The 13,540-nt window shown below is 72.3% G+C and carries 10 protein-coding genes; 3 read left to right on the forward strand and 7 right to left on the reverse strand.

The genetic code is table 11. The features are described 5' to 3' along the window. On the forward strand, positions 1-367 hold a 367-nt coding region (locus LG632_RS26630), incomplete at its 5' end, for a helix-turn-helix domain-containing protein (protein ID WP_226730096.1). Between the two features lie 98 nt (positions 368-465). On the opposite strand, the gene LG632_RS26635 is transcribed toward LG632_RS26630, so the two are convergent. The 7 genes from LG632_RS26635 to LG632_RS26665 form a co-directional block, all read right to left on the reverse strand. Further along, a complete protein-coding gene (locus tag LG632_RS26635; RefSeq protein ID WP_226730097.1) occupies positions 466-1,044 on the reverse strand; it encodes a TetR/AcrR family transcriptional regulator in 579 nt (192 codons plus the stop codon). A 183-nt stretch (positions 1,045-1,227) separates the two neighbouring features. Beyond that, positions 1,228-2,817 carry a phosphoglycerate dehydrogenase gene (serA, locus tag LG632_RS26640; RefSeq protein ID WP_226730098.1) on the reverse strand — a complete coding sequence of 530 codons (1,590 nt, stop codon included), beginning with the start codon at positions 2,815-2,817 and terminating at the stop codon, positions 1,228-1,230. A 249-nt stretch (positions 2,818-3,066) separates the two neighbouring features. Continuing rightward, positions 3,067-4,068 carry a ketol-acid reductoisomerase gene (gene ilvC / locus LG632_RS26645; protein ID WP_226730099.1) on the reverse strand — a complete coding sequence of 334 codons (1,002 nt, stop codon included), beginning with the start codon at positions 4,066-4,068 and terminating at the stop codon, positions 3,067-3,069. Between the two features lie 110 nt (positions 4,069-4,178). Then, on the reverse strand, positions 4,179-4,703 hold the full coding sequence (ilvN, locus tag LG632_RS26650; RefSeq protein ID WP_226730100.1) for an acetolactate synthase small subunit: 525 nt from the start codon (positions 4,701-4,703) through the stop codon (positions 4,179-4,181). A gap of 32 nt (positions 4,704-4,735) precedes the next feature. Next, entirely contained in the window at positions 4,736-6,619 is a 1,884-nt protein-coding gene (locus LG632_RS26655) for an acetolactate synthase large subunit (protein ID WP_226730101.1), read from the reverse strand. Positions 6,620-6,854: 235 nt separating this feature from the next. Then, entirely contained in the window at positions 6,855-9,761 is a 2,907-nt protein-coding gene (locus LG632_RS26660) for a putative bifunctional diguanylate cyclase/phosphodiesterase (RefSeq protein ID WP_226730102.1), read from the reverse strand. Between the two features lie 273 nt (positions 9,762-10,034). Then, positions 10,035-10,982, reverse strand: coding sequence for a 2-hydroxyacid dehydrogenase (locus tag LG632_RS26665; RefSeq protein WP_226730103.1), 948 nt, complete (start codon positions 10,980-10,982; stop codon positions 10,035-10,037). Between the two features lie 75 nt (positions 10,983-11,057). Here LG632_RS26665 and LG632_RS26670 point away from each other — a divergent pair, with 75 nt between their 5' ends. Then, positions 11,058-12,065, forward strand: coding sequence for an aldo/keto reductase (locus LG632_RS26670; protein ID WP_226730104.1), 1,008 nt, complete (start codon positions 11,058-11,060; stop codon positions 12,063-12,065). Positions 12,066-12,332: 267 nt separating this feature from the next. Continuing rightward, positions 12,333-13,484: a PQQ-dependent sugar dehydrogenase gene (locus tag LG632_RS26675; RefSeq protein WP_226730105.1), complete on the forward strand. Its 1,152-nt coding sequence runs from the start codon at positions 12,333-12,335 to the stop codon at positions 13,482-13,484. Positions 13,485-13,540: the final 56 nt, after the last annotated feature.

The following is a 13,540-nucleotide window of genomic DNA, read 5'->3' on the forward strand; positions in this document are numbered from 1 at the left end:
CCGGGCCTGGGAGCAGGCGGTGGCGGCGGCCCGGGCCGGGGTGGCCCAGCCGCGGCTGGGCCCGGTGGCCCGGTGGGCGGAGATCGGCCCGTACCGGATGCTGGCCGCGCTCGCCACGGCCGCCGCGCCGGACCCGGCGACGCGGGCCCTGCTGCACCCGGGCCATCCGGAACTGGCCCGGACCGCCGAGGTGTTCCTGGACTGCGCCGGGCAGGCCGGCCGGGCGGCGGCGGCCCTGGGCATCCACCGCCAGACCCTGTACTACCGGCTGTCACGGGTGGAGCAGCTCACCGGGCTCGACCTGGACGAGGGCGAGGACCGGCTGCTGCTGCACATGGCACTGAAGTCGGCCCGCCTGCTGGGCTGAGACCGCCGACGCCCGGGGCCGGGCGGGCGTTCTGGCCCGGGTCCTGGCCCCTCCGTCGGCCGGGCCGCTCCGCCCGCCGGGCCGCTCCCCGCCGGGCCCTACGACGAGCGGCGCAGCACGCCCTCGGCGGCCCGGCGCATGCCCTCGGTGAGCTCCTCGGCGGAGGGGGCCGACTCGGGGTCGAACATCCACTGGACCATCAGCCCGTTCAGCAGCGCCTGGTAGAACGCGCCGAGGGTGCGCACGTCGCGGTCGGTGAGGTCCTCCTCCGGGAGGTCGGTCAGCAGCGACACCAGCCCCCGCCGCCCCTCGCCCTGCGAGGCCGCGAGCAGGGCCCGCAGCTCGGGCAGCCGCTCGGGCTGGAGGGCCACCTCCAGGCTGGCGCCCCAGACCGGCCGGGCCTGCTCCCGGTGGGCGAGCACCCCTTCCCAGACCCCGCGGAAGCGCTCCAGCGAGCCGCCCTCCCCCGGCCGCTCCGGCGAGAAGTTCTCGCCCCACTCCTGCACCAGCTCGACGAAGGCCTGGGTGAGCAGGGCGTCCTTGGAGCCGTAGTGGTAGCCGATCGAGGCGAGGTTGGCCCCCGAGGCGGCCACGACGTCGCGTGCCGTGGTCCGCACGAACCCCTTCTCCACCAGGCACTTCTTCGCGCCTTCGAGGAGATCTTCCTTGTGTCCCATGCCCGGACCCTACCAAGACACATGTTCCAGACGGCAGTCCAAGACGGCTGTATGGGACGGTCGTCCACGCCTGTGCGCCGGCATCGGCGTGCGGGAGGGAACCGCAGACGCGGGAAGGGCCCGGGGTCAGACCCCGGGCCCTTCCTTTCGTCCAGCCGCTTGCGCCGCCGACCGGTGCCGGTCTCAGCCCAGGTTGACCGAGCGGGCGGAGGTGGCGCCGATCTCCTCGGCGATGTCCGCCAGGACACCCGCCGGCACGGCCGCGTCCACGGTCAGCACCGCGAGCGCCTCGCCGTGCTCCTCGGTACGGGCGACCTGCATGCCGGCGATGTTGAGCCCGGCCTCGCCGAGCACCCGGCCGACGGCGCCGACGACACCCGGGCGGTCGGTGTAGCGCAGCACGACCATGTGGTCGGCCAGGGCCAGGTCCACGTCGTACTCGCCGACGCCCACGATCTTCTGCAGGTGCTTGGGGCCGGCCAGGGTGCCGGCGACCGAGACCTCCTGGCCGTCGGACAGGGTGCCGCGCACGATCACCACGTTGCGGTGGTCCGGGGACTCCGAGCTGGTGGTCAGGCGGACCTCGACCCCGCGCTCCTGCGCGAACAGCGGGGCGTTGACGTAGGAGACGGTCTCGTCGACCACGTCCTCGAAGACGCCCTTGAGGGCGGAGAGTTCCAGCACCTTCACGTCGTGCTGGGTGATCTCGCCGCAGACCTCGACGTCGAGGCGGACCGCGACCTCGCCCGCCAGCGCGGTGAAGATCCGGCCGAGCTTCTCGGCGAGCGGCAGGCCCGGGCGGACGTCCTCGGCGATGACGCCGCCCTGGACGTTGACCGCGTCCGGCACCAGCTCGCCGGCGAGCGCGAGCCGCACCGACCTGGCGACCGCGATACCGGCCTTCTCCTGGGCCTCGTCCGTGGACGCGCCGAGGTGCGGGGTGCACACGACCTGGTCGAGCTCGAAGAGCGGGGAGTCCGTGCAGGGCTCCTTCGCGTACACGTCGAGACCGGCACCGGCGACGCGGCCCTCCTTCAGGGCCGAGAAGAGCGCGGCCTCGTCCACGATCCCGCCGCGGGCGGCGTTGACGATCCGGACGGACGGCTTCACCTTGTGCAGGGCCTCGTCCCCGATGAGACCGAGGGTCTCGGGGGTCTTGGGCAGGTGCACGGTGATGAAGTCGGCGACCTCCAGCAGCTCGTCGAGCGAGAGCATCTTGACGCCCATCTGCGCGGCGCGCGCGGGCTGGACGTAGGGGTCGTAGGCGACGACCTTCATGCCGAAGGCGGACATCCGCTGGGCGACCAGGACACCGATGCGGCCGAGGCCGACGACACCGAGGGTCTTCTCGCTGAGCTCGACGCCCGTGTACTTGCTGCGCTTCCACTCGCCGTTCTTCAGGGCGGTGTTGGCCTGCGGGATGTGCCGGGCGGTGGCGATCAGCAGACCGCAGGCGAGCTCGGCGGCGGTGACGATGTTGGAGGTCGGGGCGTTGACGACCATCACACCGGCCTTGGTGGCGGTGGAGACGTCGACGTTGTCGAGGCCGACGCCGGCGCGGGCGATGACCTTCAGCTTCTTGGCGGCGGCGATCGCCTCGGCGTCGACCTTGGTCGCCGAGCGGACGAGGATCGCGTCGACGTCCGCGATGGCGGGCAGCAGCTCCGCGCGGTCGGCGCCGTTGCAGTGCCGGATCTCGAAGTCCGGGCCGAGCGCCTCGACGGTGGCGGGCGACAGCTCTTCGGCGATCAGTACGACAGGTTTCGAGCTCACGTGGGTCCTCACATATCCAGTGCGGACGGCCGTCCCGACGGCCGCGGCGGTGGAGGGGGTAGCCGCGTGGAAGACGCACGACACTGTGGGCCTGACGCGTATGTGTTGAGCAGTGTAGTAGCGCTGGGGGGCCGGTTTTCCGCCTGTCCGGAGAGATCACCCGTCCGGGGTTGGCCAGGGTGGACAAGCACATCTCGCCGAGGTGGACAAAGGGGCCGGGACACGTGCGTCCCGGCCCCTTCGCGCGGCTTACTTCTCCTCGTCGGAGACCCAGCTCATCAGCTTGCGCAGCTTCTTGCCGGTGGTCTCCAGCAGGTGCTCCTCGTCGGCCTTCTTGTACTCGTTGTACTTCGGCAGACCGGCCTGGTACTCGGCCATCCAGGTCTCGGCGAACGTGCCGTCCTGGATCTCGGCGAGGACCTTCTTCATCTCGGCCTTGGTGGCGTCGGTGATGATGCGCGGGCCGGTGATGTAGTCGCCCCACTCGGCGGTCTCGGAGACGGACCAGCGCATCTTCTCCAGGCCGCCCTCGTACATGAGGTCGACGATGAGCTTGAGCTCGTGCAGGCACTCGAAGTACGCGATCTCCGGCTGGTAACCGGCCTCGGTCAGCACCTCGAAGCCGGCCTTGACCAGGGCGGAGGCACCACCGCAGAGGACGGCCTGCTCACCGAACAGGTCGGTCTCGGTCTCCTCGGTGAAGGTGGTCTTGATGACACCGGCGCGGGTGCCGCCGATGCCGGCGGCGTACGACAGCGCGAGCGCGAAGGCGTTGCCCGTGTAGTCCTGCTCCACGGCGGCGATGCACGGAACGCCGCGGCCCTCCTCGTACTGACGGCGGACCAGGTGACCGGGGCCCTTGGGGGCGACCAGGGCGACGTCGACGTTGGCCGGGGGCTTGATGAAGCCGTAGCGGACGTTGAAGCCGTGGCCGAAGAACAGCGCGTCGCCGTCCTTGAGGTGGTCCTTGACGGACTCCTCGTAGACCTTCGCCTGGATCGGGTCCGGGGTCAGGATCATGATGACGTCCGCCTCCTCGGCGGCCTGGGCCACCGAGACGACGCGCAGACCCTGCTCCTCGGCCTTCGCCTTGGACTTGGAGCCCTCCTGCAGGCCGACGCGGACGTCGACGCCGGAGTCGCGCAGCGACAGCGCGTGGGCGTGGCCCTGGCTGCCGTAGCCGATGACCGCGACCTTACGGCCCTGGATGATGGAAAGGTCGGCGTCCTTCTCGTAGAACAGCTCGGCCACTGCGATATCTCCTTGGTGCGCTGATGTTGCCCCCACCGTACGGTGGCGAGCGGAATTCGGTGTGCTGGTCTCGCCATGCGAGAGGTCGGGCCGGGGCCCGGCCGGGTGGGTCAGGCGCTGCGTTCCAGGGCCCGCAGGCTGCGGTCCGTGATGGACCGCCCGCCACGCCCTATGGCGATGGTGCCGGACTGGACGAGCTCCTTGATGCCGAACGGCTCCAGCATCTTGAGCATGGCCTCGAGCTTGTCCGCGCCCCCGGTGGCCTCGATGGTGACGGCCTCCGGGGAGACGTCGACGGTCTTGGCGCGGAAGAGCTGGACGATCTCGACGATCTGCGAGCGGGTCTCGTTGTCGGCGCGGACCTTCACCAGGACCAGCTCGCGCTGGATCGCGGCGGACGGCTCCAGCTCGACGATCTTCAGCACGTTGACCAGCTTGTTGAGCTGCTTGGTGACCTGCTCCAGCGGGAGGTCCTCGACGTTCACGACGATCGTGATCCGCGAGATGTCGGGGTGCTCGGTGACACCGACCGCGAGGGAGTCGATGTTGAACCCGCGGCGGGAGAACAGGGCGGCGATCCGGGCGAGGATGCCGGGCGTGTTCTCGACCAGGACGGAGAGCGTGTGCTTGGACATGTGAGTCGTTCTCTCTCTTTCGCTCTCTCGGCTCAGTCGTCTTCGCTGTCGCCGAAGTCGGGGCGGACGCCCCGGGCGGCCATGACCTCGTCGTTGGAGGTGCCGGCGGCGACCATCGGCCACACCATGGCGTCCTCGTGGACGATGAAGTCGATGACCACCGTACGGTCGTTGATGGCGTTGGCCTCGGCGATGACCTTGTCGAGGTCGGCCGGGTCCTCGCAGCGCAGGGCCACGCAGCCCATCGCCTCGGAGAGCTTGACGAAGTCCGGGACGCGGGTGCCCTTGCGGGGGGCGGTGGACTCGCCGAGCTGGGAGCCGACCGTGTCGTGGCCGGTCTCGTCGGCGTGCAGGACGGTGTTGGAGTAGCGCTGGTTGTAGAACAGCGTCTGCCACTGGCGGACCATGCCCAGGGCGCCGTTGTTGATGATGGCGACCTTGATCGGGATGTTGTTCAGCGCGCAGGTGACCAGTTCCTGATTGGTCATCTGGAAGCAGCCGTCGCCGTCGATCGCCCAGACCGTGCGGTCCGGCATGCCGACCTTGGCGCCCATCGCGGCGGGGACCGCGTAGCCCATGGTTCCGGCGCCGCCGGAGTTCAGCCAGGTGCGGGGCTCCTCGTAGTTGACGAAGTGCGAGGCCCACATCTGGTGCTGGCCGACGCCGGCCGCGTAGATGGTGCCCTGCGGCGCGAGCTGGCCGATCCGCTCGATGACCTGCTGCGGGGAGAGCATGCCGTCCTCGGGCAGGTCGTAGCCGAGCGGGTACGTCTCGCGCCAGCGGTTGAGGTCCTTCCACCAGGCGGTGTAGTCGCCGGTGTTGCCGTCGGTGTGCTCCTGCTGGACGGCCTGGATCAGGTCGGCGATGACCTCGCGGGCGTCGCCGACGATCGGGACGTCGACGGCCTTGTTCTTGCCGATCTCGGCGGGGTCGATGTCCGCGTGGATGACCTTGGCGAACGGGGCGAAGCTGTCGAGCTTGCCGGTGACGCGGTCGTCGAAGCGGGTGCCGAGGGCGATGAGCAGGTCGGCCTTCTGCAGGGCGGCGACGGCGGTGACCGCGCCGTGCATGCCGGGCATGCCGACGTGCAGGGGGTGGCTGTCGGGGAAGGAGCCCAGCGCCATCAGGGTGGTGGTGACGGGGACCCCGGTGAGCTCGGCGAGGACCTTCAGCTCGGCGGTGGCGCCGGACTTCATCACGCCGCCGCCGACGTACAGGATCGGGCGCTTGGCCTGGACGATCAGCTTGGCGGCCTCGCGGATCTGCTTGGCGTGCGGCTTGGTGACCGGCCGGTAGCCGGGCAGGTCGGTGGCGGGCGGCCAGCTGAAGGTGGTGCGGGCCTGGAGGGCGTCCTTGGCGATGTCGACCAGGACCGGGCCGGGGCGGCCGGTGGAGGCGATGTGGAACGCCTCGGCGATCGTCCGCGGGATGTCCTCCGCCCGGGTGACCAGGAAGTTGTGCTTGGTGATCGGCATGGTGATGCCGACGATGTCCGCCTCCTGGAAGGCGTCGGTGCCGATCGCCTTGGAGGAGACCTGGCCGGTGATCGCGACGAGCGGGACGGAGTCCATGTGGGCGTCGGCGATCGGCGTGACGAGGTTGGTGGCGCCCGGGCCGGAGGTGGCCATGCAGACACCGACCTTGCCGGTGGCCTGCGCGTAGCCGGTCGCGGCGTGGCCGGCGCCCTGCTCGTGGCGGACCAGGATGTGACGGACCTTCTGGGAGTCCATCATCGGGTCGTACGCGGGGAGGATGGCGCCGCCCGGGATGCCGAAGACGGTGTCGCACCCCACCTCTTCGAGAGAACGGATGAGGGACTGCGCACCCGTGACGTGCTCAACTGCGGCGGGCTGCTGTCCGCCGGCGGAACGGGCCCGCGGCTGCGGATGGTGGGCCCCGGTGGCCTGCTCGGTCATCTGCGTTCTCTTCTCGAAGCTGAGGGTTATACGAGGATCGGCTATGCGGCGTATGCAGTGGTATGCGACGTGTGCCAGTGCAACAAAAAACCCCTCGTGCCGTCAGGCAAGCGAGGGGAGCGCGTCGGGTGTGTTGAGCGAGGACATGTCGGTCCCAGCTTCAGCCGACGCGCTTTCCAAGTACGAGAATTCGGGTGCGCATGGCACTGACCCTCCCTCTGCCGGGAGGTCGATGTCAAGTGGGTGGGACGGGCGTCTCATTATTTGAGCCTCTACGGATGGCCATCGAGCCCCCCAGGGAACCGCCGGCCAAGGCAGGCTGGGCCGCCCCGCCCGGTACTGGAAACGTACTCCTCGCCAGGGCCCGGCGCAGCCGGTATTCGTCCAGGGGGCCGGAAAACGCCGCGCCCTGGCCGTGGGTGCACCCCATGGCGCGCAGGGCCAGCACCTGCTCGGGGAGGTCCACCCCGTCGGCCACCGATTGCATGCCCAGGTCATTTGCAATGCGCAACAAACCTGCGGTGATCTTGTGCAGTCTGGCCGATTCCACCACCCCTTCGACCAGGCCCCGGTCGAGCTTGAGCATGTCCACCGGGAGCCGGCGCAGGGCACTGATCGCCGCGTAGCCGCTGCCGATGCCGTCCAGGGCGATCCGCACCCCCAGCCGGCGCAGGGCCGTCAGGCGCCGCTCCAGGTCGTCGAAGGGCACCCGGGGGTCGCTCAGGGCCAGCTCCAGCACCAGCGCGCCGGAGGGGACGCCGTGCCGGGCGAGCAGGGCCTCGACGGAGCCGAGCGGTACGGCCTTGTCCAGCAGCCGCTGGGCGGTCATGCGGACGGCGACGGGCACGTCGTGCCCGGCGTGGCGGCGGTCGGCGGCCTGTTCCACGGCCTCCTCCAGCAGCCAGCGCCCGAGCTCCGCGGTCCGGCCGGCGGCCCCGGGCGGTCCGGCCGGTCCGCCCGGCCGGTCGGGGCCGGCCGCGCCTTCGTTCTGCTCGGCGACCCGCAGGAACTCCGCGGGGGTGAAGAGGATGCCCTGGGCCGAGCGCCAGCGGGCCTGCGCCGAGACGGCGGTGATCTCGCCGGTCGTCAGGCACACGACGGGCTGGTGGAGCAGGGCGAACTCGCCGTCGTGGAGCGCGCTGCGCAGCCGCCCGGCCAGCTCGGCCCTGCGGACCACCTCGGCCTCCATCTGGGGGGCGTAGAGCTCGACCCGGTCCTTGCCGCCCGCCTTGGCCCGGTACATCGCCAGGTCGGCGTTGCGCATGAGGTCGGAGGGGGTGATGCCGGGGTCGGCGAAGGCGACCCCGATGCTGGCGGCGACCCGCACCTCGTGGCCCGCGATGCGGTACGGCTGGGACAGCGTGGCGCGCAGCCGGTCGGCGATCTCGTGGACCTGGTACTCGCGGGCGCTGCGGTCCCGGCTGCCGTCGCCGAGGATCAGCGCGGCGAACTCGTCGCCGCCCAGGCGGGCCGCGGTGTCCCCGGCCCGGACGGAGTCCTGGAGCCGGCGGGCGGCCTCGACGAGCAGCTCGTCGCCGGCCTGGTGGCCGATCGTGTCGTTGACGGCCTTGAAGCCGTCGAGGTCGATGAAGAGCACGGCCGTGCTGTGGTCGCCGGCGCGGCGGCCGGTCAGGGCCTGGCGGACCCGGCGGGTGAACAGGGCCCGGTTGGGCAGGTCGGTGAGCGGGTCGTGCTCGGCGCTGTGCTGGAGCTGGGCCTGGAGCCGGACCCGTTCGGTGACGTCCCGGCTGTTGAGGATCAGGCCGCCCTGGTGGCGGTTGACCGTGGACTCCACGTTCAGCCATTCGCCGCTGCCGGACTTGAACCGGCACTCGATGCGGGTGGTCGGCTCCTCGGCGGGCGGCGCGGCCAGGAAGCGGCGCACCTCGTGGACGACTCTGCCCAGGTCGTCGGGGTGGATCAGATCGGCCAGCTGGGTGCCGACGAGTTCCTCGGCGTCCCGGCCGTAGACCCCGGCGGCGGCGGGGCTGACGTAGCGCAGGGTGCCGGTGGGCGCGGCGATCATGATGACGTCGCTGGAGCCCTGGACCAGGGAGCGGAAGTGGTTCTCCTTCTGGGCCAGCTCCTGCGTGAGCGCGATGTTGTCCAGGAGCATGATGCCCTGGCGGACCACGAGGGCGAGGACGACCGTGCAGCCGGTGAAGACGACCATCCGGTCGATCTTGCGGCCGTCGACGTTGTAGAGGATGCCCAGCGTGCACACGGCGGCCGCGAGGTACGGCGTCAGGGCGGGCAGCGAGCCCGTGATGGGGCGGCTGACCGGGCGGTGGCCGCGCGGGTGCCCGGTGCCCTCCGCGCCGTACCCGAACCGGCGGGCGCCCCAGGGCGCGTACGCCAGGAGCAGCGAGCCGGCGAACCAGCCGGCGTCGAGCAGCTGCCCGGACTGGTAGTTGGCGCGCAGCAGCGGTGAGGTGAACAGCGCGTCGCTGAGGACGGTGAGGGCGAGGGCGGCGATGGCGGTGTTGACCGCCGAGCGGTTGCCCGGGGAGCGCCGGAAGTGCAGGACCAGCACCATCGAGACGAGGGCGATGTCCAGCAGCGGGTAGGCGAGCGAGAGCGCGGCCCGCGGGACGCTGCCGGGGGCGCCGTCCTGGGCGGTCTGCGCGGCGTGCGCGAGGGCCAGGCTCCAGGACAGGGTCAGCAGCGAGCCGCCGATGAGCCAGGAGTCGAGCGCGAGGCAGACCCATCCGGCCCGGGTCACGGGACGCTTGGCGAGGACGAGCAGGCCGACGATGGCGGGCGGCGCGAAGCAGAGGAAGGCGAAGTCGGCCACGGAGGGCTGGGGCACGGGGCGGCCGAGGACGACCTCGTACCAGCCCCAGACCGCGTTGCCGCAGGCGCCCATGAGCGAGGAGAAGGCGAACAGCAGCCAGGCAGGGCGCTCGCGGCTGCGGTTCGTCCGGGCGTAGTGGTAGCAGGAGACGGCGGCCAGGGCGCCGGCGGCGGCGAGGCCGAAGTCGCCCATGAAGAGCGCGAGCCGCTCCGAGCCCCAGCCGAGGCCGGCGCCGACGGCATAGCCGCCGCAGAGGAGGGCGAGCAGCAGCTGGGCCGTCAGACTCCTGCTGCCCCCGTCGGCACCGGTCGTGGCCGACGGGGCCACGAGCGTCCCCGGGGGGCTCACCGGTCCGCCTCGGCGGCTCGTTCCGGCGCGCACCCGCGGTGCGCCGGGCGGCTCTGCCGCGTCGGGTCGTTCGTCCATTGGCCGTGCATCGCCCGTCGCCCCCCAAAGTGTCCGATCACTCCCCAGCGCCAGACGTTCGTGGCGCAGCCCCTTGTTCCGGACGATACACCACTTTCGTCACTCAGGGATATAGAAGCTCTACGCTGCGTTACCATATGAGGAGTTGTGGGCACGGTCCGCGCTCGAACGAGCGCGGAGTGTGCACAAGCGGACTCAGTCGGTGATCAATACCGCGTTTTCGAGCGACTCGCCCGCGGCGAACCGGGTGAGCTGCCGCGCGATCAGCCGTTTGGCCCTCGGCTCGAACGCCGAGCTGCTGCCCCCCACGTGAGGAGTGATCAGGACGTTCGGGGCGTGCCAGAGCGGGTGCCCGGCGGGCAGCGGCTCCGGGTCGGTGACGTCGAGCGCGGCGCGCAGCCGGCCCGACTCCAGCTCCGCCAGCAGCGCCCCGGTGTCCACGACCGGGCCGCGGGCCACGTTCACCAGCAGGGCGCCGTCCTTCATCCGCCCCAGGAACTGCGCCCCGGCCAGCCCCCGCGTCCGCTCGGTGAGCGGGGTGCACAGGATCACCACGTCCGCCTCGGGGAGCAGGCCCGGCAGTTCGGTGAGGGCGTGCACAGGACCGCGCACGGTGGCGCGCCCGGAGCGCGCGACACGCATCACCCGCGCGCACTCGAACGGTGCGAGCCGGTCCTCGATCGCCTCGCCGACGGCCCCGTAGCCCACGATCAGTACGGACTTGTCCGCGAGGGCCTCGTAGAAGCCGAACCGCCACTGCTCGCGGTCCTGGCCGCGGACCATGCCGGGGATGCCGCGCAGGGAGGCGAGGGTGAGGGTGAGGGCGAGTTCGGCGGTGCTGGCGTCGTGCACGCCGCGCGCGTTGCACAACGTGACCCCGGGGTGCAGGGCGCCGAGCCCGCCGAGGACGTGGTCGATGCCGGCGGTGAGGGTCTGCAGCACCTCCAGGCGCGGCATGCGCGCGGTGGGGCGCATCGTGACCTCGGGCGACTTCATGTAGGGGGTGACGTAGAAGACGCAGGCGGCCGGGTCGGCGGGGAACTCCTCCTCCCCGTCCCAGTGGCGGTAGCGGAAGGCGTCGGGCAGTCCGGGGACCTCGCCGGCGGGGAAGGGCAGCCAGACGTCCGGGATCGTCGCAGTCATGATCCCGAGGCTATGCGAAGGGCATCGCGATCAAGCCGTTACTTTGGGGGGCGGGAGACGGAGGGGGACGAGGCGTTGGAGCGCAGGTCAATCGGGGCGTCGGCGCTGACCGTCGGCGCGATCGGGCTCGGCTGCATGCCGATGAGCTGGGGCTACGCCGCTTCGCGCCGGCAGGGCACGGAGTCGCTGCGGACCGTGCACGCGGCGCTGGACGGGGGCGCGAACCTGCTGGACACGGCCGACATGTACGGGCCGTTCACCAACGAGCTGCTGGTCGGGCGGGTGCTGCGGGAGCGGCGGGCCGAGGCCTTCGTGTCCACCAAGGTCGGGCTGCGGGTGGGCGACCAGCACGTGGTGGCCAACGGCCGGCCCAGCTACGTGCGGCGGGCCTGCGACGCCTCGCTGCGGCGGCTGCAGACCGATGTGATCGACCTCTACCAGCTGCACCGGGTGGATCCCGAGGTGCCGGTGGAGGAGACCTGGGGGGCGATGGCCGAGCTGGTCGGCGCCGGGAAGGTGCGGGCGCTGGGCTACTGCGCGGTCGGCGCGGAGGCCGGGCCGGGCGCGGGGCGGCGCGGGGACCGGGCGTACGGGGTGACGCTGCGGCAGCTGGAGCGGGTGCAGCAGGTGTTCCCGGTGAGCGCGGTCCAGGCGGAGCTGTCGGTGTGGTCGCCGGAGGCGGCCTGGCAGCTGCTGCCGTGGTGCGCGGCGCGGGGGGTGGGGTTCCTGGCGGCGATGCCGCTGGGCAGCGGGTTCCTGACGGGCACGCTGACGCCGGGGCAGGGCTTCGAGGAGTGCGACGCGCGGGCCCGGCACCCGCGGTTCACGGCGGAGGCGATGGCCGCGAACCAGGTGATCGTGGCGGGGCTGCGGCGGGTGGCGCGGCGGCACGGGGAGTCGGTCACGGCGGCGCAGGTGGCCCTGGCCTGGGTGCTGGCGCAGGGCCCGCAGGTGGTGCCGGTGCCGGGGGCCGACCGGGCGGAGTTCGCGGCCCAGAACGCGGCGGCGGCCGGGGTGCTGCTGACCGGGCGGGACCTGGCGGAGATCGCGGCGCTGCCGGTCGCGGTGGGAGCCTGGGACTGAGGACGGCCGTCGCCCGCCGCGGGGCGGCAGGCGGGTGCCTTCCCCGGTTCCGGCCGGACCATTCTCACTCGATCGGGTGTGCGATTGCCGGAACTCCGCGGGATCCCGGACCTGTTGAGAGCGGTGACGGACAGGATCGGGCGGACAGGATCGGGCGGACGGGAAGGGAGCGGGACGATGCGCGAGGGACGAGGGCGAGGGCGAGGACGGGTGCGGGGCCGGGGACCGGTAGGGGGCCGGGGTCGGGGGCCGGCCCCGCGCCGGTCGATGGCGGTGGCGGTGGCGCTCGCCGCGTGCGGAGTGCTGCTGGCGGCCGGGTGCTCGGGGGCCGCCGGGAGCGGCGCGGGGACCGGTGCACCGCCGACGGGCTCCGCCGCGCCGCCGGGCAGCCCCTCCGGGAGCCCGGCCGCGTCCGGGCCGCCGGCCAAGGGGTCGGTGACGGTGTCGGGCGAGGTGGCCAAGGGCCTGGAGTCGCCGTGGGGCGTGGCCCCGCTGCCGGACGGCGACCTCCTGGTCGCCTCCCGGGACCGGGGGACCGTCAGCCGGGTCGACGCGCAGACGGGCGCGGTGACGCGGATCGGTGAGGTGCCCGGGGTGGCCCCGGGCGGCGAGGGCGGCCTCCTCGGCCTCGCGCTGTCGCCGACGTACGCCTCGGACAAGCAGGTGTACGTGTACTTCACGACGGCGTCCGACAACCGGATCGCCCGGATGCGCTACGACGAGCGCAGACCGGCCGGCCAGCAACTGGACGAGCCCGACACGGTGTTCCGCGGCATCCCCAAGGGCCTCGTGCACAACGGCGGGCGGATCGCGTTCGGCCCGGACAAGATGCTCTACGTCGGCACGGGCGAGACGGGTGACACGGGGCTGGCCCAGGACCGTTCCTCGCTCGGCGGCAAGATCCTGCGGATGACGCCGGACGGCAGACCGGCGCCCGGCAATCCCCAGGCGGGCTCGGTCGTCTACTCCTTCGGGCACCGCAACGTGCAGGGCCTGGCGTGGGACAAGGACAGACGCCTGTGGGCGGCCGAGTTCGGCCAGAACACCTGGGACGAGCTGAACCTGATCGAGCCCGGCGGCAACTACGGCTGGCCGGAGGCCGAGGGCAAGGCCGCGAAGCCCGGGTTCAAGGACCCGGTGGCCCAGTGGCGCACCGACGAGGCCTCCCCGAGCGGGATCGCCTGGGCGGAGGGCTCGATCTGGATGGCCGCACTCAAGGGCGAACGGCTCTGGCGCGTCCCGCTGGACGGCACCCGCCCCGTGGCCGACCCGGAGGCCTTCCTGACCGGCACGTACGGCCGCCTCCGCTCGGTGATCGCCCTGGGCGGCGACAAGCTCCTACTGATCACGAGCGAAACGGACGGCAGAGGCTCCCCCACCCAGACCGACGACCGCATCCTGACCCTGACGGTCCGCTAGGCCCCTCCGGGCGGAGCGGGGCGACGGGGCTCGGCCGGGGATCGGCCCCGGCCGGG

The sequence above is a fragment of the Streptomyces antimicrobicus genome (assembly GCF_020532625.1).
Lineage (GTDB): Bacteria > Actinomycetota > Actinomycetes > Streptomycetales > Streptomycetaceae > Streptomyces > Streptomyces antimicrobicus.

Coding starts and splice junctions, on each gene's coding strand:
- LG632_RS26665 (WP_226730103.1), bottom strand. CDS start 10,982: ATGACTGCGACGATCCCGGACGTCTGGCTGCCCTTCCCCGCCGGCGAG.
- ilvN (WP_226730100.1), bottom strand. CDS start 4,703: ATGTCCAAGCACACGCTCTCCGTCCTGGTCGAGAACACGCCCGGCATC.
- LG632_RS26655 (WP_226730101.1), bottom strand. CDS start 6,619: ATGACCGAGCAGGCCACCGGGGCCCACCATCCGCAGCCGCGGGCCCGT.
- LG632_RS26635 (WP_226730097.1), bottom strand. CDS start 1,044: ATGGGACACAAGGAAGATCTCCTCGAAGGCGCGAAGAAGTGCCTGGTG.
- LG632_RS26675 (WP_226730105.1), top strand. CDS start 12,333: ATGGCGGTGGCGGTGGCGCTCGCCGCGTGCGGAGTGCTGCTGGCGGCC.